24 protein-coding genes and 1 pseudogene are annotated in these 25,245 nt (G+C 63.8%); 9 read left to right on the forward strand and 16 right to left on the reverse strand.

Annotation, left to right across the window (positions count from 1 at the left end; all coding sequences use genetic code 11):
- Positions 1-8 precede the first annotated feature (8 nt).
- The 7 genes from NCS02_RS24115 to NCS02_RS24145 form a co-directional block, all read right to left on the reverse strand.
- Positions 9-569 carry a MarR family winged helix-turn-helix transcriptional regulator gene (locus NCS02_RS24115; RefSeq protein WP_008347489.1) on the reverse strand — a complete coding sequence of 187 codons (561 nt, stop codon included), beginning with the start codon at positions 567-569 and terminating at the stop codon, positions 9-11.
- Positions 566-1,327: an SDR family NAD(P)-dependent oxidoreductase gene (locus NCS02_RS24120; RefSeq protein WP_008347491.1), complete on the reverse strand. Its 762-nt coding sequence runs from the start codon at positions 1,325-1,327 to the stop codon at positions 566-568. The genes NCS02_RS24115 and NCS02_RS24120 overlap by 4 nt, the downstream gene beginning before the upstream one ends.
- 2 nt (positions 1,328-1,329) lie before the next feature.
- On the reverse strand, positions 1,330-3,714 hold the full coding sequence (locus tag NCS02_RS24125) for a bifunctional salicylyl-CoA 5-hydroxylase/oxidoreductase (protein ID WP_008347493.1): 2,385 nt from the start codon (positions 3,712-3,714) through the stop codon (positions 1,330-1,332).
- A 106-nt stretch (positions 3,715-3,820) separates the two neighbouring features.
- Positions 3,821-5,449, reverse strand: coding sequence for an FGGY-family carbohydrate kinase (locus NCS02_RS24130; RefSeq protein WP_250523312.1), 1,629 nt, complete (start codon positions 5,447-5,449; stop codon positions 3,821-3,823).
- A gap of 124 nt (positions 5,450-5,573) precedes the next feature.
- Positions 5,574-6,182, reverse strand: a complete 609-nt coding sequence (gene ttdB / locus NCS02_RS24135; RefSeq protein WP_175980506.1) for a L(+)-tartrate dehydratase subunit beta — start codon at positions 6,180-6,182, stop codon at positions 5,574-5,576.
- Complete coding sequence (gene ttdA / locus NCS02_RS24140; RefSeq protein WP_008347498.1) at positions 6,179-7,078, reverse strand: L(+)-tartrate dehydratase subunit alpha; 900 nt, start codon at positions 7,076-7,078, stop codon at positions 6,179-6,181. Before ttdA ends, ttdB begins: the two co-directional genes overlap by 4 nt.
- Before the next feature lie 48 nt (positions 7,079-7,126).
- Positions 7,127-8,428 (reverse strand): MFS transporter, encoded by a 1,302-nt coding sequence (locus NCS02_RS24145; protein WP_008347500.1) that lies wholly within the window; start codon positions 8,426-8,428, stop codon positions 7,127-7,129.
- A gap of 177 nt (positions 8,429-8,605) precedes the next feature.
- On the opposite strand from NCS02_RS24145, the gene NCS02_RS24150 reads away from it, so the two are divergent.
- On the forward strand, positions 8,606-9,529 hold the full coding sequence (locus NCS02_RS24150; protein WP_008347501.1) for a LysR family transcriptional regulator: 924 nt from the start codon (positions 8,606-8,608) through the stop codon (positions 9,527-9,529).
- 7 nt (positions 9,530-9,536) lie between these two features.
- Here the strand turns inward: NCS02_RS24150 and NCS02_RS24155 are convergent, their stop codons facing one another.
- Positions 9,537-10,451: a LysR family transcriptional regulator gene (locus NCS02_RS24155; RefSeq protein WP_008347503.1), complete on the reverse strand. Its 915-nt coding sequence runs from the start codon at positions 10,449-10,451 to the stop codon at positions 9,537-9,539.
- 108 nt (positions 10,452-10,559) lie between these two features.
- Between NCS02_RS24155 and NCS02_RS24160 the strand changes: the two genes are divergently transcribed.
- Positions 10,560-11,645, forward strand: a complete 1,086-nt coding sequence (locus NCS02_RS24160) for a tartrate dehydrogenase (RefSeq protein ID WP_250503541.1) — start codon at positions 10,560-10,562, stop codon at positions 11,643-11,645.
- 32 nt (positions 11,646-11,677) lie between these two features.
- On the opposite strand, the gene NCS02_RS24165 is transcribed toward NCS02_RS24160, so the two are convergent.
- Complete coding sequence (locus NCS02_RS24165) at positions 11,678-12,814, reverse strand: branched-chain amino acid ABC transporter substrate-binding protein (protein WP_008347507.1); 1,137 nt, start codon at positions 12,812-12,814, stop codon at positions 11,678-11,680.
- A 227-nt stretch (positions 12,815-13,041) separates the two neighbouring features.
- On the opposite strand from NCS02_RS24165, the pseudogene NCS02_RS24170 reads away from it, so the two are divergent.
- Positions 13,042-13,580, forward strand: a pseudogene (locus tag NCS02_RS24170) (DapH/DapD/GlmU-related protein); the annotation flags it as partial.
- 15 nt (positions 13,581-13,595) lie between these two features.
- On the opposite strand, the gene NCS02_RS24175 reads toward NCS02_RS24170, so the two are convergent.
- The 3 genes from NCS02_RS24175 to NCS02_RS24185 form a co-directional block, all read right to left on the reverse strand.
- Complete coding sequence (locus NCS02_RS24175; RefSeq protein ID WP_250503543.1) at positions 13,596-14,603, reverse strand: SGNH/GDSL hydrolase family protein; 1,008 nt, start codon at positions 14,601-14,603, stop codon at positions 13,596-13,598.
- Positions 14,604-14,760: 157 nt separating this feature from the next.
- Complete coding sequence (locus NCS02_RS24180; RefSeq protein WP_033536433.1) at positions 14,761-15,201, reverse strand: MarR family winged helix-turn-helix transcriptional regulator; 441 nt, start codon at positions 15,199-15,201, stop codon at positions 14,761-14,763.
- 10 nt (positions 15,202-15,211) lie between these two features.
- Positions 15,212-17,131, reverse strand: a complete 1,920-nt coding sequence (locus NCS02_RS24185) for an FAD-binding monooxygenase (protein WP_250503544.1) — start codon at positions 17,129-17,131, stop codon at positions 15,212-15,214.
- An 85-nt stretch (positions 17,132-17,216) separates the two neighbouring features.
- Here NCS02_RS24185 and NCS02_RS24190 point away from each other — a divergent pair, with 85 nt between their 5' ends.
- Positions 17,217-17,423, forward strand: coding sequence for a hypothetical protein (locus NCS02_RS24190; RefSeq protein WP_175980495.1), 207 nt, complete (start codon positions 17,217-17,219; stop codon positions 17,421-17,423).
- A gap of 140 nt (positions 17,424-17,563) precedes the next feature.
- Entirely contained in the window at positions 17,564-18,295 is a 732-nt protein-coding gene (locus tag NCS02_RS24195) for an oxygen-binding di-iron domain-containing protein (protein ID WP_250520022.1), read from the forward strand.
- An 11-nt stretch (positions 18,296-18,306) separates the two neighbouring features.
- On the opposite strand, the gene NCS02_RS24200 is transcribed toward NCS02_RS24195, so the two are convergent.
- The 4 genes from NCS02_RS24200 to NCS02_RS24215 form a co-directional block, all read right to left on the reverse strand.
- Complete coding sequence (locus NCS02_RS24200; protein WP_250503546.1) at positions 18,307-18,582, reverse strand: Rieske (2Fe-2S) protein; 276 nt, start codon at positions 18,580-18,582, stop codon at positions 18,307-18,309.
- 7 nt (positions 18,583-18,589) lie between these two features.
- Positions 18,590-18,769 carry a hypothetical protein gene (locus NCS02_RS24205; protein ID WP_033536412.1) on the reverse strand — a complete coding sequence of 60 codons (180 nt, stop codon included), beginning with the start codon at positions 18,767-18,769 and terminating at the stop codon, positions 18,590-18,592.
- Between the two features lie 28 nt (positions 18,770-18,797).
- The gene (locus tag NCS02_RS24210) at positions 18,798-20,144 is read right to left on the reverse strand and encodes an MFS transporter (protein ID WP_284504382.1); all 1,347 of its coding nucleotides are present in this window, start codon (positions 20,142-20,144) and stop codon (positions 18,798-18,800) included.
- Between the two features lie 71 nt (positions 20,145-20,215).
- Positions 20,216-21,271 carry a beta-keto acid cleavage family enzyme gene (locus tag NCS02_RS24215; protein WP_008347521.1) on the reverse strand — a complete coding sequence of 352 codons (1,056 nt, stop codon included), beginning with the start codon at positions 21,269-21,271 and terminating at the stop codon, positions 20,216-20,218.
- Positions 21,272-21,528: 257 nt separating this feature from the next.
- Here NCS02_RS24215 and NCS02_RS24220 point away from each other — a divergent pair, with 257 nt between their 5' ends.
- Genes NCS02_RS24220 through NCS02_RS24235 form a run of 4 tightly spaced genes read left to right on the forward strand, consistent with a single transcriptional unit; the run spans position 21,529 to position 25,227 of the window.
- Positions 21,529-22,656, forward strand: coding sequence for a porin (locus NCS02_RS24220; protein ID WP_250437119.1), 1,128 nt, complete (start codon positions 21,529-21,531; stop codon positions 22,654-22,656).
- A gap of 19 nt (positions 22,657-22,675) precedes the next feature.
- Positions 22,676-23,047: a BON domain-containing protein gene (locus NCS02_RS24225; protein WP_008347525.1), complete on the forward strand. Its 372-nt coding sequence runs from the start codon at positions 22,676-22,678 to the stop codon at positions 23,045-23,047.
- Between the two features lie 10 nt (positions 23,048-23,057).
- Entirely contained in the window at positions 23,058-23,522 is a 465-nt protein-coding gene (locus NCS02_RS24230; RefSeq protein WP_033536411.1) for a MaoC family dehydratase, read from the forward strand.
- A gap of 25 nt (positions 23,523-23,547) precedes the next feature.
- Positions 23,548-25,227, forward strand: coding sequence for an alpha/beta fold hydrolase (locus NCS02_RS24235; RefSeq protein ID WP_250503547.1), 1,680 nt, complete (start codon positions 23,548-23,550; stop codon positions 25,225-25,227).
- The last annotated feature ends 18 nt before the right edge of the window (positions 25,228-25,245 follow it).

Below are 25,245 nucleotides of genomic sequence, written 5' to 3' on the forward strand. Positions count from 1 at the left end.
GTGTCTCCTTAGTCCTTCAGCGTCTTCAGCAGATGCTGCTTCAGCTTGCCGAGCCGCTGATGCGTCTGCGATTTTTCGTTCAGTTCGAGACCGCCGAACATTTCGACGACCCATTGCTCATGCGCGGTCGCCATCTTGTCGAACGCGGCGCGGCCTTGCGGCGTGAGACGCACGCTCGTCGAACGGCGATCGTTCGGATCGGCATAACGCGATACCAGTCCTTCTTTTTCGAGCTGATCCGTGATGCCCGTCACATTGCCGCCGGTGACCATCATGCGGCGCGATAGCTCGGTCATCTTCAGGCCCTCGGGATGACGTTCGAGTTGCGCCATCAGGTCGAAGCGCGGCAAGGTCGTATCGAACTCGGTGCGCAGGCGCTTGCGCAGTTCGGCTTGCACGAGGTTCGTCGTGGTCAGCATGCGCAGCCATAAGCGCAGTCCCATGTGGCTGTCGGCGCCGGTGCTCATCTCGAGATCGACGACGTTGTCCGCCGGTTTCTCCACGCCCTTGCGCGGCGCTTTCTGCTCGGTTGCGGCGTTCGTCTTCTTGTTGCCTGCGATGTTGCTCACGTTACTTCTCCACCTGATACGGATATCGACTGGCCGTTCATCGCATCGGAACCGGGCGCGCACAGCCATAGCACGGCGTTGGCGACTTCTTCCGGCTGCACGAAACGGCGTTGCGGGTTGTTGCGCACGAGCGCATCGCGTGCGTCCTGTTCGCTGCGCGCGGTCTTCGACATGATCTGATCGAGCGATGCGCGCAGCAGCTCGGTTTCGGTATAACCGGGGCATACCGCGTTGACGGTTATGCCCTTCGTCGCGACTTCGAGAGCGAGCGCGCGCGTGAGACCGATGACGCCATGCTTCGCTGCGCAATACGCCGCGACATACGCATAACCGATCTGTCCCGCCGTGCTCGCGACATTCACGATGCGGCCAAAGCCACGCTCCAGCATCGACGGCAACACGGCGCGCGTGCAGAAGAACACGCCGGTGAGATTGACGTCGATCATGCGTTGCCACAGTGCCGCATCGGTTTGCGTGAAAGGCGCGGCTTGCGCGTGGCCTGCGTTGTTCACGAGGATATCGGCCGGACCGGCGCGCGAGAAGGCTTCGGCGACGGCGGCTTCATTCGTCACATCGACGCGTATGCACGCGACGTCGGCGTAATCGCGCATCGCGTCGCGCTGCGCTTCGAGGCGCGCGAGATCGCGGCCCATCAGCGTGATGCGTGCGCCGGCATGCGCGAGCGCCTCTGCGCACGATGCGCCGATGCCGCTGCCACCGCCTGTCACGACCGCGTGTTTGTCGGCGAGAGTCGTCATGATCAGACCGTTCCTTCAGCGCGTTGCGCGCGTTCTTGCGGCGTGAGGCGCGCATTGTCGGCGGCCAGTGCGCGCTCGCGTTCGAGATTGCGTTCCAGTTGCGATTTGGCGGCCGCGTATTGCTTCGGCCACGCGATATCGAAGTAGCCGATCTTCGCGGCCTCGTTCAATGTCCACGATGGATTCGCGAGATGCGGGCGCGCCACCGCGCACAAGTCCGCACGTCCCGCGGCGATGATGCTGTTCACGTGATCCGCTTCCGAGATCGCGCCGACCGCGATGGTCGCGATACCCGCTTCATTGCGTATGCGATCCGCGAACGGCGTCTGGAACATGCGCCCGAACACAGGCTTCTCCTGCTTGCTGACTTGCCCTGAAGAGACGTCGATCATGTCCGCGCCGGCGGCCTTGAATGCGCGCGCGATCTCGACGGCGTCGTCGGGCGTCGTCCCGCCATCGACCCAATCGTGCGCGGAAATGCGAACGGACATCGGCTTGTCTTGCGGCCACACAGCGCGCATCGCCTTGAATACTTCGAGCGGATAACGCAGGCGATTTTCGAGCGAGCCGCCGTATTCGTCAGTGCGATGATTGGTCAGCGGCGAGAGAAAGCTCGACAGAAAGTAGCCATGCGCGCAGTGCAGTTCGAGCCAGTCGAAGCCTGCAAGCGCGGCCATTTCCGTGGCGCGCACGAACTGCGTTTCGATCTCGCGCAATTCGTCGTGCGATGCCTCGCGCGACCATTGGCTCACGCCTTGCAGATACTGTTGCGGCGATGCGGAAACCAGCGGCCAGTTGCCATCGGGAAGCGGCTGATCGATGCCTTCCCAGCTCACGCGCGTCGATGCCTTCGCGCCCGCATGGCCGAGCTGCATGCCGATCTTCGCATCCGATTGCGCATGCACGAAATCGACGATGCGCTTCCACGCCGCGAGATGCTCCGGCGCATACATGCCCGGACATCCCGGCGTGATGCGCGCTTCGGGCGACACGCAGGTCATCTCGGTCATCACGAGCGCGGCGCCGCCCATCGCGCGCGCGCCGAGATGCATCAGGTGATAGTCGCCCGCGATGCCATCGACGGCGGAATACTGCGCCATCGGCGAAACGACCACGCGATTCTTCAGCGTGACGCCGCGCAATGTGAACGGCGTGAACATCGGCGGAACGGATCGTTGCCGCGCGTTGCGCTCGATGCCCGCACGCGCGGCCAGCCAGTCTTCGAATGAGGCGAGATATCCTGCATCGCGCTCGCGCAGGTTTTCATGCGAAATGCGCTGCGAGCGCGTGAGCAACGAGTATGCAAACTGCTCGGGCTCGAACGACGCGTATCGATCCACATGCTCGAACCACTCCGTCGAATTGCGCGCGGCATTCTGAATGCGCAATACATCGACGCTGCGTACTTGCGTGTAATGCGCGAGCGCGCCGTCGAGATCGCCGTTCTTCATCGCGAACGCAGTGTCGATGCTGTTCGCGAGTTCGATCGCATCTTCGAGCGCGAGCTTCGTCCCCGATCCGATCGAAAAATGCGCGGTATGCGCGGCATCGCCCATCAACACGACGGGCGTCCGTTTGCCGTTCGCGGATTCGCGCCAATGCACCCATTCGCGATTGACGACGCGCGGAAAGCGGATCCATTGCGCCGATCCGCGCAAGTGCGTGGCGTTCGAGATCAGCGCGTGGCCGTCGAGATGCTTCGCAAAAAGCTTTTCGCAGAACGCGATGCCGTCTTCCTTGCTCATGTCGGCGAGGCCGGCCGCACGCCATACGCGTTCGGGTGCCTCGACGATGAACGTCGACGTGTCTTCATCGAAGCGATAAGCATGCGCCTGAAACCAGCCCCATTCCGTTTTTTCGAACGCGAACGTGAATGCGTCGAAGCACTTGTGCGTGCCGAGCCACACGAAGCGGCAATCGCGCATGTCGATATCGGGCTGATACGTCGACGCGTATTTCTGCCGAATCGCGCTGTTCAATCCGTCGCTCGCGATGATGAGATCGGCGTCGTAGTCCTCGTCGTTCGTGACTTGCGTTTCGAAGACGAGCTTCACGCCGAGGTCTTCGCAACGCGCTTGCAGGATATTCAGCAGACGTTTGCGGCCGATGCCGCAGAAGCCGTGACCCGACGAGCGCACGGTGCGCCCGCCGATGTGGACGTCGATGTCGTCCCAGTGATTGAAGGCGTCGAGAATGGCATCGGCGCTTGGCGGGTCCGCCGCGCGCAGGTTGCCGAGCGTCTGGTCGGAGAACACGACGCCCCAGCCGAACGTGTCGTAAGGACGGTTGCGTTCGACGACGGTGATGTCGTAAGCGGGATGGCGGCGCTTCATCAAAAGCGCGAAATACAGGCCCGCCGGACCTCCGCCGATGCAGACGATACGCATGCTTGCTCTCCGACTCGTGTCTTTCCTCGTGATAATTTAGGTTTGGATAATTTAGATGTCAAGTAAAAAGACGACGGAGCGCACCGCGCGTCCGTACTTTTCCCCGCTAGTCTTCGCGGATTTCCCGTGCGCAACGCTGCAAGCGGATGAATGCCCGATACCGCGCGTCGTGAAGGCGCGCGAGATCGCCCGTTGCCGGCGCGTAGGTTTTTTCGACGCGCGCCATGCCGCTCATCGCCGATCGAACGTCGCCGAACAGGCCGCCCGCCACCGCGCCGAGCATCGCGGCGCCGAGCAGCACCGGCTCATCGACCTGCGTGGCCAGCACCGGCTTGCCGGTCGCATCGGCGAGCAGCTGCCGGACGAGATCGAGCCGGCCCGCGCCGCCGCTGATCATCACGCGCTCGATCGGCGCGCCGGCGTCCGCCTGCGCTTCGATGATCTGCCGCAGACCATAAGCGATGCTGCACACGCCGGCGACATACAGCGCGACCAGATTGTCGAGGCCGGCTTCCATGCCGAGACCGGCGATGACCGCGCGCGCGTGCGGATCGGCGAAGGGCGCGCGGTTGCCGAGAAACTCCGGGACGACGTACAGGCCATCGGCGAGCTTCACCGCGTCCGACAGGCTGCCGGAGGCCTGAGCCGCCAAGCCGGCGAGCATGGCCGGCAGCGATTCGCCGCGCTCTTTCGCGCGAAGCGTGGCTTCGGCGGCGGCGGGATGCATCGCGAGCAGGCGCTCGATCGCCGCGCCGGCGACCGATTGACCGCCTTCGTTGAGCCACGCCTGCGGCACCATCGCCGAGAAGTACGGGCCCCAGACGCCGGGCACGAAGACCGGCTCGGCGGTCGTCGTCATCGTGCATGACGACGTGCCGAACACATAGGCGAGGCACGACTCCGGATCGCCCTGTGCGCCCACGGTGCCGATGCCGCCCGCATGGGCATCGATCACGCCCGCGCCGACCGGTGTGCCCGCGATCAGCCCGAGTTCCGCGGCGGCGCGTTCGGTCAGCCCGTTGCCGAGCCGCGTGCCCGGTTCGACCACCTGCTGGCCGATGCGCGCGAAGCCCTCGTCCGCCAGCGCGCCGAGACCGATGGTCCGGAAATAGCTCTCGTCCCAGCGCCGTTCATGCGCGAGATAGGTCCACTTGCAGGTCACGGTGCAGACCGACCGCGACGTATCGCCGGTCGCGCGCCATGTCAGGAAGTCGGTGAGATCGAAGAATTGCCATGCGGCGTCGAAGACGCGCGGACGGTTTTCCAGAAGCCACAACAGCTTCGGCGTCTCCATTTCCGGTGAGATCCTGCCGCCGACGTATTTCAGCACCGCGTGGCCGGTCGCGTTGATGCGCTCCGCCTGCCCGATCGCGCGATGATCCATCCAGACGACGATGTCGCGTTCCGCCTGCTCCGACGGTCCCACGGGCAGCGGTTTGCCGCCATCGCCGAGCACGACGAGCGAGCAGGTCGCATCGAAGCTGATGCCCGCGACGGACTCCGGCGCGATTGCCGCCTGCGCGAGCGCCGCTTTTACGGCGTGGCAGACGGCGCTCCAGATTTCCCCGCTCGATTGCTCGACGATGCCGCCGCTTTCATGAAACAGCGTGATGTCCTTTTTCGCCGATGCGGCCATGTTGCCGGCGGTATCGAAAATTCCGGCGCGTGCGCTGCCGGTGCCGACGTCGACGCCAACGACGTAGCGTTCGCCGGCGCTGCGGTTGCTTGCGTTCATCTCTCTGTCCGTGGTTCGGGATAGGGGCGTCGCAGATCGACGCTGTTCGGCAAACCTGCCGCCGAGTAGTATGCCCGAACCCCGAATTCCGAAGACGGCAACGCGAGGCGCTCGTCTAAAGCCGCTACTTGATGAAGCTGAGTTCCTTGCTGATCTTTTCGAGGATCGGCTTCTTTCTCTCGTTGAAGACCGCCTTGTTTTCCTGAATGAGATTGTTGCCCTTGGTATCGATCGAGATGATCAGCGGGCCGAACTCCTTCACGCGGTTGATCCACAAGGTTTCGGGCATGCCGAGATCCTGCCATTCGGCGCCTTCGATTTCCTCGACGAGCGTCGCCGCGAGCACCGCGCATCCGCCCGGGAAGATCGCATGAACCGCCTTGTGCTCCATGCAGCCCGCGGCCGTTTCCGGTCCCATGCCGCCTTTGCCGACGATCAGCTTCACGCCGGTCTGCTCGATGAACTCGCGCTCGAATTTCTCCATGCGCATGCTCGTCGTCGGTCCGATGGACACCATCTCGAACGCGCCGTCGTCCTTCTTGCGCACGATCGGGCCCGCATGAAAGATCGCGCCGCCGTTGAGATCGACGGGCAGCTCGCGCCCTTGCTCGATCAATCGACGATGCGCGACATCGCGGCACGTCACCAGGCGCCCCGTCAGATAGACGACGTCGCCGACCTTCAGATCCTCGAGGTCTTCGCTTTTGATGGGGGTTGTCAGAACCTTCTTCACAGTACGACTCCTTCATGCGAGAGCACTTCGTAGGACATGTCTGCGTTGATGCGGATCTTGCCGCGGCGATGCGCCCAGCATCCGGTGTTGATGGCCACGCCGATGGTCGACGGATGCCGCGCCGACGATTCGATGTTGACGCCCATCACGCTATTGTTTCCGGTGAGCCCCTGAGGGCCGATGCCGACTTCGTTGAGCCCTTGTTCGAGCAACTCTTCCATCAGCGCGGCGCGCGGATTCGCGCTCTTCGAATCGACCGGACGAAGGATCGCCAGCTTCGACAGTCGCGCGGCAGTCTCGACCGAAGTGGATACGCCGACGCCGACGAGCAGCGGCGGGCACGCATTCACGCCGCGCTCGGTGATGACGTCCATCACGAATTCGGCGACGCCTTCATAGCCTTGCCCCGGCATCAGAACCTTCGCCGCGCCGGGAAGCGTGCAGCCGCCGCCCGCCATGTAGACGTCGATCGTGCAGCTGTCCTTCTCCGGCACGATGCGCCAGTCGAGCCACGGAATCTGCGTGCCGGTGTTCGTGCCCGTGTTCTTCTCGTCGAACGTTTCGACGGCGTTGTGACGCAAAGGCCCGAGCTTCGTCGCGCCGGCGGTGGCTTCCTGAAGGATTTCCTCGAGCTCGCCGAGCAGCGGAAAATTCGCGCCCGCCTCGACGAAATACTGGATCACGCCCGTGTCCTGACAGCTCGGACGGTTCAGCTTGTCGGCGGCGTCCTGGTTGCTGTCCATCGAATCGTAAATCGACTTGGCGAGCGGATTGGTTTCCATCGTGCGCAATTCCGCGAGCTTCGCCTTGACATCCTTCGGCAGGCGCTTGCCGATATAGGCGGTGAACTTCGCCATGGTGTCCGTGACGGACTGAATGGCCGCTTCCTTTTCCATCTTGATTCCTCTACGACGTGTTGAGTTGGGGGACGCGCGCGTGCTTTTTCAGTGTGCGGCGGCGTTGCTGGTCGATACCGAAGGCTTCTGCGAGCGGGCGAGAAGCAAGGTCAGCACGGCGGACATCACGAGAAGACCGGCGACGAAATAGAGGCCGCCCGCATAGCTGCCCGTCGATTCCTTGAGCCAGCCGATGACGACCGGACCGGCGAAGCCGCCCAGATTGCCGATCGAGTTGATCGTCGCGATGCCGGTGGCGGCCGCCGCGCCGGAGAGAAACATCGTCGGCATGGTCCAGAGCGGCGGCTTCGCGCAACTGATGCCGATGTTCACCAGCGTCAGCGAGGCGATCAGACCGACGACGCTATTGGCCATCGCCGCCACGATCAGGCCGACCGCCGCCGCGACGCACGCCAGCACGACGTGCCAGGTTCGCTCGCCGGTGCGATCCGAATGGCGCGACCACAGCACCATCGCGATGACGGACACGATCGGCGGAATCGCGTTGAGCAGGCCGACGGTCATCGACGACACGCCCAGTTGCTTGATGATCTGCGGCGCCCAGATGCCGAGCGTGTACAGCCCCGCCGACGTGCCGAAGTAAATCAGCGACAGCGCGATTACGCGGGGATTCGCAAGGCCGCTGATGATGCCGTGCTTCGCCGTGGTCGCGCGGCTGGCGGTTTCGGCGTTCATGACATCGACCAGCCAGTTGCGCTCGTCGTCCTTCAGCCATTTGGCCTTCTCGGGCTTGTCGGTCATGTAGAAGAAGACGACCACGCCGAGAATGAGCGCCGGCACGGCTTCGAGGATGAAGAGCCATTGCCATCCGTGCAGTCCCATTACGCCGTCCATTTCGAGCAGCGCGGCGGACAGCGGCGAGCCGAGCGCGGTGGAAAGCGGCGCGGCGGCCATGAAGAACGCGACGACGCCAGCGCGATGCCGCGCGGGAAACCAGTAGCTGAGATACAGGATGATGCCGGGGAAGAAGCCCGCTTCGGCCGCGCCCAGCAGGAAGCGGATGATGTAGAAGCTCGTCGGCCCGGTGACGAACGCCATCGCCGCCGAGATGATCGCCCACGTCACCATGACCCGCGCAATCCAGATGCGCGCGCCGACCTTGTGCAGCACGATGTTCGACGGCACTTCGAACAGGAAATAGCCCCAGAAGAAGATGCCCGCGCCGAAGCCGAGAATCGACGCGGTGAAGCCGAGGTCGGTCTTCATCGTGAGCGCCGCGAAGCCGATATTCACCCGGTCGATATACGCGATGAAGTACAGCAGCATGATGAACGGCACGATGCGCCAGCTGACCTTGCGCAGAGTGCGCTTCTCGATGTCCATTTCCATGGAACGTCTCCTGATTCCGATTGATAGGGTTCGAAACCGTCTGGTGCGGTTTTGATGCCGTCTTCGAACGTCGGCTCGAAGCGGTCGCCCTTTACGTGAGCTGACGCCTAGGTTAAAACCGTTGGAATCGCGTATGAATCGACTTAAACTTAATTCATCATTGCAAAAAAATCACGAATGGGCACCGACTCGGAACTGGGATTCTTCTGCCTGCTGGTGAAGCAAGGCAGTCTGGCCGCGACCGCGCGAGAGCTGAATCTGACGCCGCCGGCGGTCTCGCGGCGGCTCTCTTCGCTCGAAGACCGGCTCGGCGTGCGCCTGCTCAACCGCACGACGCGGCGCATCAGCCTGACGAGCGAAGGCGAGGTGTATTTCGCGAACGCCCAGCGAATATTGAGCGATATCGACGACATGGAGCGGACGGTCTCCAGCAGCCGGGCCGCGCCGAAAGGACTGTTGCGCGTCAATGCGCCGTTGGGATTCGGGCGGTCGTATATCGGTCCGGCGATCTCGGAATTCAGCGAGGCGTTTCCCGATGTCGAAGTGCAACTGCATCTGACCGATCGGCCGATCAGCCTGCCGGACGAGAGCATCGACGTGTCCGTGCGCTTCGGCGAGATGCCGGATTCACGGCTGATCGCGAAGAAGATCGCGTCGAATCGGCGGCTTCTGGTGTCGTCGCCGGGATATTTGCGTGTGGCCGGAGAGCCGGCGCATCCGCATGATCTGACTTCGCATCAATGCATCGTGCTGCGTCAGAACGAGGCCGCCTATGGCAACTGGCGTCTGACGCGCAGCGGGCGCACGGAGACCGTGAAAGTGCACGGCAAGCTCAGCACCAACGACGGCGAAGTGGCGCTGAACTGGGCGCTGGAAGGGCGCGGCATTCTCATGCGCGCGGAATGGGACGTCGCGAAGTATCTGCGCAGCGGAAGGCTGGTTCAGGTGTTGAGCGAATACGACACGCCGCCCGCCGATATCTACGCGGTCTATCCCGAACGGCTGAATCTGTCGCCGAAGGTCGCGGTTTTCGTCGATCATCTGCGTCACTATCTCGGCCAGCACGCCGACGGCCCGTCGCCCGCCGGCTCGCCGTGGTAGCGGCGCTTCACGCGTCGCCCTTCAGCTCCTGCGCGATGAAGTCGACGAACGTGCGAATGCGGTTCGACATCTGATGCCGCTGCGAGTAGACCGCGAAGATATCGGCGTTGGGCGTTTCGTGGTCGGGCAGCACGCGCACGAGCGAGCCATCGGCCAGATACGGCTTCAGGTCCCATTCGGCGCGCATCAGGATGCCGTGGCCTTCGAGCGCCCACTTCACGGCTATTTCGCCGTCGTTCGTCGTGAGCGTGCCGTCGATGCGCACCGCTTCCGTCTTGCGCGACGCGCCGCGTCCGGACGTGAGCCGCCACACGCCGTAGGCTTCGTCGCCCTGACGAATGCCGATGCAGTTATGCCGCGTCAGATCGTGCGGGACGAGCGGCATGCCATGCGCCTCGATATACGACGGCGCGGCGCACAACAGCCGCCGGTTTCCCGCGAGACGCCGCGCGATCACGCGCGTATCGGGCGGTTCGCCGAACCGGATGCAGACGTCGAACTTGTCGTCGGTGAGCGGCGGCGGCGTGACCGACAACTGCAACTGCACCGACACTTGCGGATACATCCTGCTGAAACGCGAAATCAGCGGCGCGACGTGACTGCGCCCGAAACCGAGCGTCGCGTTCACGCGCAGCAGACCTTTCGGGCTTTGCTTGGCGGCGCCGAGCAGTTCGGAGAGTTCGTCGATCTCGTCGAGAATCCGGCGCGCGTGTTCCAGATACAGCTCGCCTTCCGGCGTGAGCATCATCCGCCGCGTCGTGCGATTGACGAGCGCCACGCCGGCGCGCGCTTCCATCTGCGAAAGACGCTTGCTGACGGCCGCCGCCGTGAGGCCGAGCTCGCGCGCGGCCGCGCTCAGACTGCCTGCCGCCGACAGCGTGGAGAAGAAGCTCAGATCGGCGGGCTGGACGGCATCGGGCATCGGTTCATTCGTAACTTCAGGTTAAAGATGCTTTGAGTCTAGCACCGGTTTTGGAGCCGGAATGCGGTTAAAGTTCGCCCATACCCGACAACATCGAAGGACGGAGACATGAAGAGCTATCGCATTGCAACGATTCCCGGCGACGGCATCGGCAAGGAAGTGGTTCCGGCGGGCCAGCAAGTGCTCGAAGCGCTCGCCAAGTCCACGCAGGCATTCGCTTTCGAATTCGAGAATTTCGACTGGGGCGCGGACTATTACCGTCAGCATGGCGTGATGATGCCCGCGAACGGACTCGATGCGATCCGGGACAAGGACGCCATTCTCTTCGGCTCGGCGGGCGATCCGGACGTGCCCGATCACATCACGCTGTGGGGCCTGCGTCTCAAGATTTGCCAGGGATTCGACCAGTACGCGAACGTGCGTCCGACGCGCATCCTGCCGGGCATCGACGCGCCGCTGAAGCGCTGCAAGCCCGAAGACCTGAACTGGGTGATCGTGCGCGAAAACTCGGAAGGCGAATATTCCGGCGTGGGCGGGCGCGTGCATCAAGGTCATCCGATCGAAGCCGCGACCGATGTGTCGATCATGACGCGCGCGGGCGTCGAGCGCATTCTGCGGTTCGCGTTCCGCCTCGCGCAGTCGCGTCCGCGCAAGCTGCTGACCGTCATCACGAAGAGCAACGCGCAACGTCACGCAATGGTCATGTGGGACGAGATCGCGAACGAGGTCGCCGCCGAATTCCCCGATGTCAAATGGGACAAGGAACTCGTCGACGCCGCCACCGCGCGCATGGTCAATCGTCCGCAGACGCTCGATACGATCGTCGCCACCAATCTTCACGCCGACATTCTCAGCGATCTCGCCGCCGCGCTCGCGGGCAGTCTCGGCATCGCGCCGACGGGCAACATCGATCCGGAGCGCCGCTATCCGTCGATGTTCGAACCGATTCACGGCTCCGCGTTCGACATCATGGGCAAGGGCCTGGCGAATCCCGTCGGCACGTTCTGGTCGGTCGTGATGCTGCTCGAACATCTCGGCGAGTTCGACGCGGCCAAACGCGTCATGCAGGCGATCGAAGCCGTGACATCCGACAAGTCGCTGCACACCGGCGATCTCGGCGGCACCGCGACGACGGCGCAAGTCACGGCCGCCGTCTGCGCGCTGGTCGACAAGCAGGCGGCTAACGCGGCCTGAATCGGTTGCCCGATGACGTCCCGCGAGCGCGTCTATTTCTCCGCGCCGATGGTCGTCACGGGCTGCCATTTCATCGACTTGACCTGATACAGCGTCGATGTCGGGTTGTTCAGATCGCCGAACTTGTCGAACGAGATATTTCCGGTGATGCCGTTGTACTGGATCGTGCGCAGCGTCTCGATGATCGCGGCGGGCTTCACGGAATTTGCTTTCTTCATCGCGGTGATGGCGAGCCACGCGCAGTCATACGCGAACGGCGCGTAGGTCAGCGTCTCCGCGCCGAAGCGCTTCTTGAATTTCGCGGCGAACGCGCGGCCTTCGGGCAATGAATCGACGGGCCGGCCGTATTCCCAGGCCATCGCGCCTTCAGCCGCGTTTCCCGCTGAACTGATGAACACGCTGTCGGCAATCCCGCCGCTGCCGACGAACTGCGCGCGGATGCCGAGCTGCTTCATGCGCTTGACGATCAGCCCGGCCTGACCATCGAGTCCGCCGAAGTACAGAAGATCGGCGTTGGCGGCCTTGATGTTCGTCAGTTGCGCATTGAATTCGACGGCCTTGTCGTTGGTGTATTCCTCCGACACGACCTGGCCGCCCGCCGCCTGCACCGCCTTCCTGAACTCTTCGACCGCGCCTTGCCCGAAGGCGGTCCGGTCGTCCATGACCGCGATCCGCTTCGCCTTCGTGACCTTCACGGCATACGTGCCGGCGTTGCCGGAATTCTGCGTGTCGGTGGCGATGATGCGGAACACGTTGTTCAAGCCCTGACGCGTAATCGCGGGATTCGTCGCCGCGGGATCGAGCAGCGGAATGCCGGCCTTCCCGAAGATGGGCGCGGAAGGCAGCGCGACGCCGGAGTTGTAATAGCCGACGACCGCAACGACGCCATCGTCGACGAGTTTCTGCGCCACCTGAACGCCGATGCGCGGATCGCCCTGATCGTCGACGGATGCGAGCTCGAACTGGACCGGCTGTCCGTCGATGCTGATGTGCTGGGCGTTGGCTTCTTCGATCGCGAGCCGCACGCCGTTTTCCAGATCCTTGCCGTTCGCGGCGCTGATGCCGGTGAGCGGCGCGGACAGGCCGATCTTGACGGTCTGCTGCGCGCTTGCAATGAGCGGAGCCAGGCAGAGCGCGGACGCCGCGAAGAGGGAAACGAACGTTTTCATGACAGGGCACTCCATCAAGTGAAGGTCATACGCGGTTCAGGCGTTCGCTTAACGCGGGCGAAGGCCGTCATTCGGCTTGTCGTATCGTTTCGGGACTTATTTTCTGTCGAATTCCGGCGGTTCGTATTCGGGGGAAAATACTGATTTCTCCGCGAGCGAACGATTGTTCTGCGGCGCGCCCATCATGAGTCGAGGATTTGCAGATGAATCGGACAGAGAAAGAAAAGATGCTGGCTGGCGAGCTGTACACGGCCAACAACGCAGAAATTCAGGCCGATCAGGCAGCGGCGCGCGCATGGATGGCGCGCTTCAATGGCGCGATGGACATGCCGCTCGCACAGCGGTACGGGTTGCTCGGCGAACGGTTCGCCGCCATCGGTCCGGACTCGATGGTCCGGCCGCCGTTTCATTGCGACTACGGCTACAACATCACGCTCGGCGCGGGCGTGTTCTTGAACTACAACTGCACGATTCTCGATGTCGTCGCCGTGGAGATGGCGACATGACGCAGATCGCGACGGGCGTGCAGATTCTGACCGCCGATCATCCGCGCGATCCTGCCGTGCGCGCAACGGGCCTCGAACTGGGGCGTCCCGTGCGGATCGGCCGCAATGTGTGGATCGGCGCGGGCGCGATCATCCTGCCGGGCGTGACGATCGGCGATGACGCTCTGATCGGCGCAGGCAGCATCGTGACGCGCGATGTGCCCGCCGGCGCCACGGCGGTCGGGAATCCGGCGCGTGTTCGTCCTGCTGTCCGCGACTAGAAGTCCCGATCGCCGTTACCAGTTCTTCGATGCGAGCAGCGCCTTCACCTGTCCGGCGACGATGGTATAGCCGGCGTCGTTGAGATGGATCGCGTCGGAGCGCAGTGAAGACGGCGGAATGTCGTGGCTGTGATCGATGACGTCCTGAGGAAGGCTCGGATTGTAGGCATTGACGAGCGCAGTCTCGACGTCGATGAAATTGTCGGGATACGCCGCCTTCAGGGACGCGTTGAGATCGTCGAGATATTTCGCGACTTCTCCGCCCGCATACTCGCCGGTGAAATCGCCCTTGATGATCGAAAGCACCGCGAAGTGCGCGCCCGCGGGCTTGAGCCACTGTACGATGGACTTCACGTCCGCGAGGACGGTCTGTGCGTCATAGCCATTGTTGCGGCCGACCCAGATGATCGCGGTCCATGTGTCATAGCCTTCCGAATCGCCGAGAAATGCCGATCCGGCGGCGCAAGGCACTGCCGATCCGGCGCTGTCCCGCACGAACGTATAGGTTTCGGTCGTCGATGGCGGCCCGCCGTCCGCTGTGCGCTGGAGCGCGCCATGCACCGAGCAGAGCGTGCCCGGCTTGCTCCGAGCGACGTCATCGGCGGGTGTCGACAGCATGTCGATCGACACGCTCGAAAGATGGACCGCCGTGTTGCTCGCCGGCACGGCGTCGCCATCGACCGTGACCGTCGATGGCAATGCTCCGACGCGCGCCGCGATCTGCGTCGATGTCTGCCCGCCGATGCCGAGATTCGCAAAGGTCCGATTATTTAGTATGCCGGACAAAATTGCCGGGTATCCGCCGATATCCGATCCGACTCCCTGCGTCAGGCTATCGCCGATGGCAACGATATTCGGCGACGAACCCGCGGGCGTGGCAGCGGGAGCAGGCTCTGAAGCCGGCGTAGGCGCGGTCGCGGTGGACGTGCTTTGAACGCCCGAAGAACTGTCGCCGCCGCCGCCGCAAGCCGCCAGCAACGAAGTGGCGGCCAATGCCGCCAAGCGTGCCTGAATCCGGTTCATGTCTCCCCCAAGTCGACTGGACGTCGTTGTCATTGCCTGCGAGGGTACTGTCATGAAACCGGGGACATGGCGGCCGGACGGAAATCGCCAAGACGTTGTCGGCCTGGAACCTGTCCGGCGCGCGTATCCGCATGTCGCGTTGCGACTAACTGCTTACTCAAACTTCGCGATCGGGCAGCAACGCCGCAAGCAGCCGCCGTAACTCCAGACATTCCTTTTTCGTCAGCCGCGCGGTGAGAATGCGCTCGACTTCCTCGACGCGCGGACGCAGCGCCGCCAGTTGCTTCTTTCCGGCCGGCGTCAGGAAGAGCACGTAACTGCGCTTGTCGACGGGATCGTCCGAGCGTTCGATGAGACCGTTGCGAACCATGCGCGCGACGAGATCGGCGATCGTCGAACGGTCCACATCGAGTTCATCGCCGAGCTGGCGCTGATTGACGCCTGGCGTTTCGTGCAGGACCTCGAGCGCCGCGTACTGCACGCTCGTAATCTCGGCGGAAACCTCGGCGAGCCAAACCGCGACATGGCGCTGCTGCGCGCGACGCACGAGGCTGCCCGTGTATCGCGACAGCGCGCGGTCATCTTCTTTATTCGGCAATTTGATCAGTTCATGAGCGGGTTGAAGCACGCGGAAAGATCGGATCGAAAAAGGCGTTCAGTTCCGCGTACGCGTCCAGGGGCAGGACATGCGCGACGTATTGATCCGGACGGACCACGACGATCGCGCCCCGTTCGCGATCGATGCCGCGCTCGTGGAAAATATCAGTCGCCGCATCGTTGGTAAATGCTTTCTCGTAGTCGACCAGACCATAGCGCCCCTTGCGCGGCAGGAGAATGCCCGGCAGTTCATTCAACGCGACGTCCCGATGATCCCGCTGCAACACCGCGCGCAGATCGAGAACGCTGTCCGGATCGGCGCCTTCCGGCGTCACGCGCCGCAGAACGGAATCGGGCGAAGCGCAAAGATGTTCGCACAGCGCATGCAGCGCGCGGCCGTTCGCATCAGAAAACGCATACAGACGCCAGCGGCCATCGGCGCGCGCGACGTGTCCGAGATGCATCGGCTTGGCATCGGCCAGACGAATCACGGGCGACGAGTGAAAGCGCGTGCCGATCGCGAAGCCGCTCGCGAGCGCCTGATGCGTCGGCTCGCCCGTCAGCATGGCCGGACGGTAGCGCGTCGCGACGCCCGCTGTGTAGCGGCCCGCGCGCACGAAGTACGCCTGAAGCTCGGCGGGATCGACGCCGCCCGCTTCGGGCCGGTTCGGGTCTTTGGGCGGTGCGGCCATCATGGCCGACCATTCCTTGTCGAAATCGATGAGCTCCTGCGCGATCGGCTGACGTTCGTCGGAATAGGTGCGCAGCAGGTCGGCGTCGCCGAGTCCGCGCAGCACCGCGCCGAGTTTCCAGCCGAGATTGAAGCCGTCCTGCATCGAGACGTTCATGCCCTGGCCGGCCTTCGCGCTATGCGTGTGGCAGGCATCGCCCGCGATGAACACGCGCGGCTCGCGACTCGTGCCATCGGCGGCGATGGCATCGTCGAAACGGTCCGTCAGACGCTGCCCGACCTCGTACACGGAGAACCACGCGACTTCCTTCACGTCGAGCGAATAGGGATGAAGGATACGTTGCGCGGTCTGAATGATGCGATCGACCTTGATCTGCTTGATGGTGTCGCGATTGTCCGCCGTGACCTCGCCCAGATCGACGTAAAAGCGCACCAGATACCCGCCTTCGCGCGGAATGATGAGCAGATTGCCTTCGCTCGCGGATTGAATCGCGACCTTCAGACGAATGTCGGGGAAGTCCGTGACAGCGAGCGCATCCATCACGCCCCACGCGTGATTGGCCGCATCGCCACGCAGCGTTTGCCCGATGGCCGTCCGCACGCGGCTGCGCGCGCCATCGCAACCCACGACATAACGCGCGCGCACGGTGACGGTCTCGTCGAGCCGCGCCGCATCGGTGCGCCGCAGCGTGACTTTCACCGGATGATCGCCGTCGCCGTCGCCGTCGTCGTCGCGCTCGACATCGACGACTTCGAGATCGTAGTCCGGTTCGAGACGCAAGGCGGAACGCCGCATCACACCCAGCAGATAGTCCTGCACGCGCGCCTGATTGACGATGACGTGCGGAAACTCCGACAAACCTGTTTCGGTATCCTGAACGCGGCCGGTACGCCTGATCGCGCCGCGATCTTCGGCATCGGGCCGCCAGAAAGCCGTTTCGTTGACCCAGTACGCCTCGCGCTGCAGGCGATCGCTCAGGCCGAACGCATTGAACATCTCGACGGTGCGGCACGCGACGCCGTCCGCCTGGCCCATCAAGAGCGGTCCGGAACGGCGCTCGACGATGCGCGTATCGATCGTCGGAAACTGCGAGAGTTGCGCGGCCAGCACGAGTCCCGCAGGCCCGCTGCCGACGATCAGGACATCGACCGTTTCGGGCATGTCGACGCGAGGCGCGTCGCTGGCGGCAGGTTCGATCGTCGGATCGCCGACGCGGAAACCGTCGAGATGAAATTGCATGGTGTCTCCCTCTTTGACTGGATGTCTCGATGGCCTGAAATATACTCCGTACACCAACTATATCAAAGCGATTCCGACGAACTGGATGTTTACCCCTAGATCGGCGCGTCTCGTGCAGCAAAGCATGGCGGGTTGCGTCGGCTGGCTCGGGCCGCAGCGTGCGTTCTGCGCGCGTGGCGGCATCGACGAATGCGGATATATTCAGTTGCGTGGCGGCGGGCGATCGGCTCGTACATCTGATTCGCTCGGATCGGCGACGGCGATCTGGATCGTCAGCCGCACGGGCGGCTGAGCCGCGCATGTCATGGAGCAGCGCACGCAGACTTTCCTGCTGCGTCCGCGGGCGAAGTATGAGATGACGCCGTCATCCGAAAACGCGACCGGTTCGCAGGAATCGCGTGCGGCGGGAAACGATCAACCAAGGAGGCATCCATGGTCATCACGAACTCGCAGTCCGGCACGAACGTCGAGGAAATCGCCGCTGGCGTGTATCGCATCAACACGCCCGTGACGCTGCCCGGCGGTGCGGGCGGTTTTTCCTTCAACCAGTATCTGATCGTCGATGACGATCCGCTGCTCTTTCATACCGGTCCGCGCAAGATGTTCCCGCTCGTGCGGGAAGCGCTCGCGAGCGTGATCGATCCGGCGCGCTTGCGGCACATCGCGTTCTCGCACGTCGAAGCGGACGAGTGCGGTTCGCTCAACGAGTGGCTTGCGGCGTCGCCCGATGCCACGCCGCTGTGCGGCACGGTCGCGGCGATGGTGTCGATCACCGATCTCGCCGATCGCGCGCCCGTCGCGCTCGCCGACGGAGAATCGATCTCGCTCGGACGTCATCGCGTGCGATGGATCGACACGCCGCATCTGCCGCACGCCTGGGAGTGCGGCTTCATGATGGAAGACAGCACGCGCACGCTGTTATGCGGCGATCTGTTCACGCAAGGCGGCGCGACGCTGCCCGCGTTGACCACCGGGGATATTCTGGGCCCGAGCGAAGCGTTCCGGCGCAGCATGGATTACTTCTCTCACACGCGTAACGCCGACGCGATGTTCGAGCGCCTCGCGCAACTCGCTCCGACCACGCTCGCCTGCATGCACGGCAGCGCGTGGAGCGGTGACGGCGCTGCGTTGCTGCGCGCATTGGCGCAGAGCGTAAAGCAATGAAACGTCCGACGTCATTCGATATCGAGTTTCGTCAGACACATTCCTTTCGCCCCGACGACACAGCCCGTCACGACATCGAAACGCAGGCCGTGCGCGGGGCATTGAAGGATATGTCCGTCGAGCCGGCCGTTCGCGAGCGAAGCGCCGTTGTGCGGACATGAATTGTCGATCGCGTGAACGACGCCTTCGATATTGAAGAGCACGACGCTGCGTCCATCGACGAACGTGAGCGTGCGCGCGCCGGTCTGCGGCATGTTCTCCGGCGCGATCGATAGTTTGCGTGTCATCGCGGATTCAATGCCACGGACTCAGGTCATCGCACGGCGTGTGCGCGTCCATCCAGTCGTAGGGGCCGTATGACGCTCCCCACGCCCATGTCCGCGTGGACGTCGAGGTCGACGGGACCTCCGGCTTCGATTGTTCGACGGTGTCGGCGGTTTCGGTCGACGAAGCCGTGTGCAGGCGATCGGTCATTGCGGTTTCTCCTTGAAGTGGCGTGAATTTATCGGCTGATTTCGGTTGCTTGCTGCTCTGATGCACGTCCGCGCAGCGCGTCGATCTTGTCGAGATCGCGTGCATATCTCGCTCTGCCGAGCGCGAATGCGACCATTGCCGCCACGCCGACGAGCGGAATCACCTGTAACGCGCCCAACAGACCGATGCGGTCGGCGATGGCGCCCGTCACGAGCGGGCCGGGCGCGAGGCCGAGCAGGTTGTTGGCGAGCGTGAGCGTCGCGAATGCGGAGGCGTGGATCGTCGATGGCGTGAGGTTGGCCACCATCGCGCCCGCCGGCCCCGACGTACCCGCGACGACCAGAATGCCCGCGCCGAGCAGCACGAGCTGCAATGCGCCTGGCGCAACGCGGAAGCCGATGGACAGCAGCACGATCGAGATCAGGCAATAGGCCAGCGCCGTGATCCACTTGCGCGACGGCGCGTTGCGGCAAATCTTGTCCGTGACGACACCGCACGCGACCATGCCGATTCCGCCGAGCAGCACGAAGACGGCGGCGCCTGCCGCGGCCTTGTCGGCGGGCATCGCGTAGTAGCGGTTGAGGAAGCTCGGCATCCACGCGATCACCGCGCCCATGATGAAAAGCTGCAAGCCGCTGCCGACGTACGCGCAGACGACGGAAACCGTCGAGAAGAGTCCGGCCAGCAGCGCGCGCAGACTCGTGCGGATGCCGTCCGCCTGTCGCGTGGCGGGTTGCGCGTCGCCATATCGCGCGGCGATGCGCTTGTCGGAAACCGTCAGACGATAGACGATCACGAGCACGATGCCGAAGATCGCCATCGCCGCGAACGAGGCACGCCATCCGAAGTGCATGGCGACGAAGCCGCCGAGCGCCATGCCGAGCACCGAGCCGAACGCACCGCCGGCCATGAACGCGCCGGTGAGCGTGGAGCGCAAGTGCGCGGGGAAAATGCTGAGAATCAGCGCGATGCCGACGCTGCCGTAAGCCGCCTCGCCGAGACCGACGCAGGCGCGCGCCACGAGCATTTCGCCGTAGTTGGTCGCGATCGCACAGCCGAGCGTCGCGAGACTCCAGAGCGTCGCCATCAGAACGAGGCTGCGCACGCGGCCCCAGCGGTCGGCGAGCACGGAAAGCGGAAAGGTGAGTAGGCCGACCATCAGCGCGACGACGCCGCTCAACGAGCCCAACTGCGTGTCGGAAAGGCCCCATGCCTGCTTGAGTAGCGGAAACACCGCGTTCAGCACTTGCCGGGACATGTAGTCCGATAAAAGCAGACCGAAGGTCAGCGCGAAAACGATCCACGCGTATTTGCGTGATTTGGCCGTGGCGGTGTTGTGGTCACACTTCGCCGGCTCGATGCAATGAATATCCAAGATTGTCTCCTCCGATGTCCGGCTTCCGGCAGGACGCGTGAGCATCCCGCCATCGCCGTGGAGTGTTGATGTCAGGCCGCGCGCAGCGGCAGATTGACCTGGCCGGCCTTGCGGTTCGGCGCCATGCCGTTGGCGGCGAGCGTTTCGTCGATGGTTTCGTATTGCACGCCGATGCGATAGATCTCGCGCGCTTCCTTGCCGCTCGCGATCTCGCGTCCCAGTTCGCGCGCCACGCGCACGCACTGCTCGATCTGCTGCACCGACGTGAAACGGTTGCCGTGCTGATCGATGATCGTATCCTCGATGCCGCAGCGCGGATGCAGGCCCATCGACATCGCCATCATGTTGAACGGCAGCACGTTCTTCAGCAGCGACTCCGCCGTGAGCGTGCAGCCGTCCGGCGCGCGATGCACGAAGTTGAAGAAGTTGAACGGATTCGGACCGTCGAAGCCGCCGCCGATGCCGATCCACGTCAGATTCAGCGGCCCCTTGTACACGCCCTTGCGCACGAGGCGTTCGAGCGTCTCCAGCGCGTGGATGCCGGTCAACTGGAAATGCGGCTGGATGCCGGACGCCTGCAGACGGCGCAGATGCTCCTCGACCCATGCGGGGCCGGCGGGAACCGTCATTTCCGCGTAGGCGGCCATGAACGCCGGGTTGGAGAGCGAAGTGCCCGCCAGATACTCCGGATACAGCAGCTCCATGATGTTCATCTGCGTCGTGTTGATCGCGACGGTCACCTGATCGGGCTTCGGATCGAGTTCGGCGAGCATGTGACGCGTATCGTCGGAAAGCCACTTGGCCGCCTGACCGTCGTCTTCCGGCGCGAAAGAGATCGAACCGCCGACCTGGATGATCATGTCCGGCACCGCCGCGCGCACGCCGGCGATCAGCTCGTTGAACTTCGAGAGGCGCTTGCTGCCCTTGCCATCGAGTTCCCGCACATGCAGATGGAGAACGGTCGCGCCCGCGTTGTAGCAGTCGACGGCTTTCTGCACCTGCTCTTCCATCGTCACGGGGATATCTTCAGGGAAATCTTCCGGCATCCACTCGGGACCGTAAGGCGCAACGGTGATTACGACCTTGTCCTGGTTTTCGGGGTGCAGGGAATCGTCGAGGAATTGCATGTTCGCTCCTGTGAATTGGATTCGTTGACCTGAACCCATCGTAGTGGAGAGATGTCTCGTGCAACCCTCTCGCGTCGGGAGGGGAGGGCGCGATATTGAGGGCGCGATCTGCAGCCGTTGCCCCTCCCGCCGCGAGAGGGGTTTTGACCGCGCGCTTTCCGTATTCTTGCAACATGACTTCACGCGCCGTGAAGCGGCCGATTACGCGGCTGCCTTTTCGATCACGACGTCCGGAAGCAACAAGATACGGAGACCTTATGAAACTCGGAAGAATTCCATGCTTCGCCGCGTTGCTCGCGTGCTCAGGCGCTGCGGCGGCACAAGGTTCGGTGACGCTTTACGGCGTCGTCGATGCAGGCTTGCTTTATCAGAGCACGTCGGCCGCGTCGTTCGCGCCGAACGCGCCCAATCTGGGCAAGGTGTATCGCTACAAGGACGGCGGCATCTACGCCAGCTACTGGGGCCTTAAAGGCTACGAAGATCTCGGCGGCGGATATCGCGTCAACTTCAGGCTGCAGGGCACCTTCGATTCGGGCAGCGGCCGCTTCGGTCTGTCCGATACACCCGGCGTGCCCGCGCAGTTCAACCAGTTCGCGACGCTCGGCATTTCCGGCCCGTTCGGCACGTTCAACGCGGGCCGCCAGATCGTGCCGATGGTCTACGCAATGTTCGATACCGACGTGCGCGGCGCGCAGTACTTCGGCAGCATTCTCACCGCGTGGCTCGGCATGAATCAGGCCGCCGGCTGGCCGGGCACCAGCACGAACGGTCCGATCGGCGCGCTGTACGACAGCAACGCGCTCGTCTACGAATCGCCGAAATTCTATGGCGCGTCGCTCGCGCTCGAATACGCGCCGGGCGGCGTACCGGGCGAATTCCAGGGCGGCACGCGCGAGTCCGCCGTGGTCAAGTATTCGAACTTCGGCCTGAACCTCGCGGCGGTCTACTACAACGGACACGATGCGAACCCGCTGCCCGGCGTCGCGGCGACCGGCCTCAACAACAACCGGCTCGTCTACTTCGGCGCGATGTACACGTTCAGCGACATTTCGGTGTCCGGCTCGTACAGCCACGGCAAGAATCCGGCGAACGCGGGCCGCGCGGACTACGACCTCTATTCGGCGGGCCTCGGCTATCGCTTCTCGCCGGTGTTGAAGATGACTTCGGGCTTCTATTACCTGAAGGACAACAACAACTCGACGAATCATTCGAGCGAATTCGCGCTCGGCGCGGAGTACAGCCTGTCGAAGCGCACGCTCGCTTATGCGCAAGTCGGCTATGTCGACAATCACGGCACGATGAACCAGACGATCGTCTACGGGCAACCCGTGGCTCCGGGCGAGTCGACCACCGCGGCGATGATCGGCCTGCGGCACAACTTCTAAGACGATAAACGGAGCAACCATGAAGAAAATCATGTCACGCAATGCGGTGGGCGGCGCAGCGATCGTGATGGCGTCGATGAGCGCCGGCCTCGAATCGAGCCAGTCGATCGCGGCGGCGAGCGCGCCTTCGATGGCCTCGGCCGCGAGCGCACCTGTCGCCACGCGCAAGGAGAATCGCGCGCTGCGCAAGCTCGTGTACGCGGCGTTCGCGAAGGACAAGAGCATCGATGCGGGCGATATCGGCGTGAGCGCGAAAGACGGCGCGGTGACGCTGACGGGCACCGCGGCCGACGCGGCGCAGATCGAGAAGGCTGCAACGCTGGCGAAAGGCGTCCCGGGCGTGACGTCTGTCACGAACAAGCTGACCGTCCGGCGCAATTTCGCGCAATAACGGAGATTGCATGAGAACGATGGAATACAGCATGGCGACGATCGATGAATTCGTCGGCCAGGAATTGGGCGTGTCGGACTGGGTCATCGTCGATCAGGCGCGCATCGAGGCATTCGCGCAATGCACGGGCGACATGCAGTGGATTCACGTCAACGAGGAACGCGCGAAACGCGAGAGCCCGTTCGGCGGAACGATCGCGCACGGCTATCTGACGTTGTCGCTCCTGGCGACGCTCGCGATCGAAGTCGGCCTCATTCCGCCCGATGCATCCGCCGCGCTGAATTACGGACTCGACAAGGTGCGCTTCATGACGCCGGTGCGATCGGGCAAGCGCGTGCGATGCCGCGTCGTGCTCAGTGCGGTCGAGCGCAAGGACGGCGGACGCATCCTCGTGAAGACGGACAGTGAATTGCAGATCGAAGGCGAGACGAAGCCGGCGCTGATCGCACAAACGCTCGCAATGCTCGTCGCGTAACGGCGGCGCGTGGAAGGAATTTCAAATGATCAACGAGAACGAAGGCCTCACGGCCAGCGCCGCCGACGGCATGCTCGGACCCAACCCGTTCGTCGGATTGCGCGCGGTCGACATGTTTGCGGCTGCGGGACAGATCGGCGCTCAGGCGATGCTGCATCCCGCGTTGCTGATGGGACAGACCGCGGCGCTCGTCCGCGATCTGAGTTCGGCGGTCAACGGCGCTCACGCGCCTTCGCCGCAGCAAGGCGACAAGCGATTCGCCGATCCGGCATGGCGCGAACAGCCGCTGTATCGCACGACGCTGACGGGGTATCTGGCATGGCGCGATGCGCTCGCCGGATTCATCGATCGGTCCGCGCTCGACGATGCCAGCAAGGAGCGCGCGCAGTTCGTGATGTCGCTCCTGACCGATGCGCTCGCGCCGACCAACACGCTCGCGGGCAATCCGGCGGCGCTGCGCAAGCTCGTCGACACGCGCGGTGCGAGCGTCGTCGCCGGCATGCGCAACATGCTCACCGATACGCTCAACAACAAGGGCATGCCTTCGCAGGTCGACAAGCGCGCGTTTCGCGTCGGCGGGAATCTCGCGACGACGCCGGGCGCGGTCGTCTTCCGCAACGAAGTGCTCGAACTCATCCAGTATGCGCCGGCGACGCCGAACGTCCGCGCGCGTCCGCAGCTCATCGTGCCGCCGCAGATCAACAAGTTCTATATCTTCGATCTGTCGGCGGGGAAGAGCATCGTCGAATATCTGGTGCAGAGCGAGTTCCAGGTGTTCGCCGTGAGCTGGCGCAACCCGACCGAGGCGCAGCGCGACTGGGACATGGACACGTATGTCGCCGCGCTCATCGAAGCGATCGACGCGGTGGGCGACATCACCGGTCACGCGGATGTGAACCTGCACGGCGCGTGCTCCGGCGCGATGACGATCTCCGCGCTGCTCGGCCATCTGGCGGCGCGCGGCGACAAGACGGTCCACGCGGCCACGCTGATGGTCGCCGTGCTCGACAGCAGCGCCGATTCGCAACTCGGTCTCTTTACGACGCCCGAAGCCATCGAAGTCGCCAAGCGCAACAGCCGCGCGAAGGGCGTGCTGCCCGGCGAGGAAATGGGCCGCGTGTTCGCATGGATGCGGCCGAACGATCTCGTCTGGAGCTTCTGGGTCAACAACTATCTGATGGGCGAGGCGCCGCCGGCCTTCGACATCCTCTACTGGAACAACGACACGACGCGCCTGCCCGCGAAGCTGCACGGCCAGTTGCTCGACATCTTCACGCGCAGCCTGCTCAGCGAGCCGGGCAAGCTGACGGTGCTCGGCACGCCGGTCGATCTGTTGAAGGTCGAGTGCGACACGTATGTGATGGCCGGCATGACCGATCACATCACGCCGTGGAAGGGCGTCTATAACACGGCGCGCGCGTTCGGCGGCAAGACGCGCTATGTGCTGAGTTCGAGCGGGCATATCCAGAGCCTCATCAATCCGCCGGGCAATCCGAAGGCGAAGTTCTTCCGTAACGACGCATTGCCCGAAGACGCCGATGCATGGTTCGCCGGCGCGCGCCCGGAAGCGGATTCGTGGTGGAACGACTGGCGCGACTGGCTTGCGCAACGCTCGGGCGAACTGCGTCCCGCGCCGCGAACCCTCGGCAACCGGCGTCACAAGCGACTGGCCGACGCGCCCGGAACGTATGTCAGCGAGGCCTGAAGCGAAGCGTCCAAACGG

This window comes from Caballeronia sp. NCF2 (assembly GCF_023631205.1).
In the GTDB taxonomy this organism is placed as follows: domain Bacteria; phylum Pseudomonadota; class Gammaproteobacteria; order Burkholderiales; family Burkholderiaceae; genus Caballeronia; species Caballeronia zhejiangensis.

What these genes read in the sequence shown, in the direction of transcription:
- NCS02_RS24160 (WP_250503541.1), top strand. Translation starts at nt 10,560, where the DNA reads ATGAAGAGCTATCGCATTGCAACGATTCCCGGCGACGGCATCGGCAAG.
- NCS02_RS24235 (WP_250503547.1), top strand. Translation starts at nt 23,548, where the DNA reads ATGATCAACGAGAACGAAGGCCTCACGGCCAGCGCCGCCGACGGCATG.
- NCS02_RS24150 (WP_008347501.1), top strand. Translation starts at nt 8,606, where the DNA reads ATGGGCACCGACTCGGAACTGGGATTCTTCTGCCTGCTGGTGAAGCAA.
- NCS02_RS24130 (WP_250523312.1), bottom strand. Translation starts at nt 5,449, where the DNA reads ATGAACGCAAGCAACCGCAGCGCCGGCGAACGCTACGTCGTTGGCGTC.
- NCS02_RS24215 (WP_008347521.1), bottom strand. Translation starts at nt 21,271, where the DNA reads ATGCAATTCCTCGACGATTCCCTGCACCCCGAAAACCAGGACAAGGTC.
- NCS02_RS24125 (WP_008347493.1), bottom strand. Translation starts at nt 3,714, where the DNA reads ATGCGTATCGTCTGCATCGGCGGAGGTCCGGCGGGCCTGTATTTCGCG.
- NCS02_RS24120 (WP_008347491.1), bottom strand. Translation starts at nt 1,327, where the DNA reads ATGACGACTCTCGCCGACAAACACGCGGTCGTGACAGGCGGTGGCAGC.
- NCS02_RS24185 (WP_250503544.1), bottom strand. Translation starts at nt 17,131, where the DNA reads ATGCAATTTCATCTCGACGGTTTCCGCGTCGGCGATCCGACGATCGAA.
- NCS02_RS24155 (WP_008347503.1), bottom strand. Translation starts at nt 10,451, where the DNA reads ATGCCCGATGCCGTCCAGCCCGCCGATCTGAGCTTCTTCTCCACGCTG.
- NCS02_RS24225 (WP_008347525.1), top strand. Translation starts at nt 22,676, where the DNA reads ATGAAGAAAATCATGTCACGCAATGCGGTGGGCGGCGCAGCGATCGTG.
- NCS02_RS24200 (WP_250503546.1), bottom strand. Translation starts at nt 18,582, where the DNA reads ATGACACGCAAACTATCGATCGCGCCGGAGAACATGCCGCAGACCGGC.
- NCS02_RS24145 (WP_008347500.1), bottom strand. Translation starts at nt 8,428, where the DNA reads ATGGAAATGGACATCGAGAAGCGCACTCTGCGCAAGGTCAGCTGGCGC.
- NCS02_RS24230 (WP_033536411.1), top strand. Translation starts at nt 23,058, where the DNA reads ATGAGAACGATGGAATACAGCATGGCGACGATCGATGAATTCGTCGGC.
- NCS02_RS24175 (WP_250503543.1), bottom strand. Translation starts at nt 14,603, where the DNA reads ATGAACCGGATTCAGGCACGCTTGGCGGCATTGGCCGCCACTTCGTTG.
- NCS02_RS24205 (WP_033536412.1), bottom strand. Translation starts at nt 18,769, where the DNA reads ATGACCGATCGCCTGCACACGGCTTCGTCGACCGAAACCGCCGACACC.
- ttdA (WP_008347498.1), bottom strand. Translation starts at nt 7,078, where the DNA reads ATGGAAAAGGAAGCGGCCATTCAGTCCGTCACGGACACCATGGCGAAG.
- NCS02_RS24195 (WP_250520022.1), top strand. Translation starts at nt 17,564, where the DNA reads ATGGTCATCACGAACTCGCAGTCCGGCACGAACGTCGAGGAAATCGCC.
- NCS02_RS24165 (WP_008347507.1), bottom strand. Translation starts at nt 12,814, where the DNA reads ATGAAAACGTTCGTTTCCCTCTTCGCGGCGTCCGCGCTCTGCCTGGCT.
- NCS02_RS24220 (WP_250437119.1), top strand. Translation starts at nt 21,529, where the DNA reads ATGAAACTCGGAAGAATTCCATGCTTCGCCGCGTTGCTCGCGTGCTCA.
- NCS02_RS24190 (WP_175980495.1), top strand. Translation starts at nt 17,217, where the DNA reads ATGTTTACCCCTAGATCGGCGCGTCTCGTGCAGCAAAGCATGGCGGGT.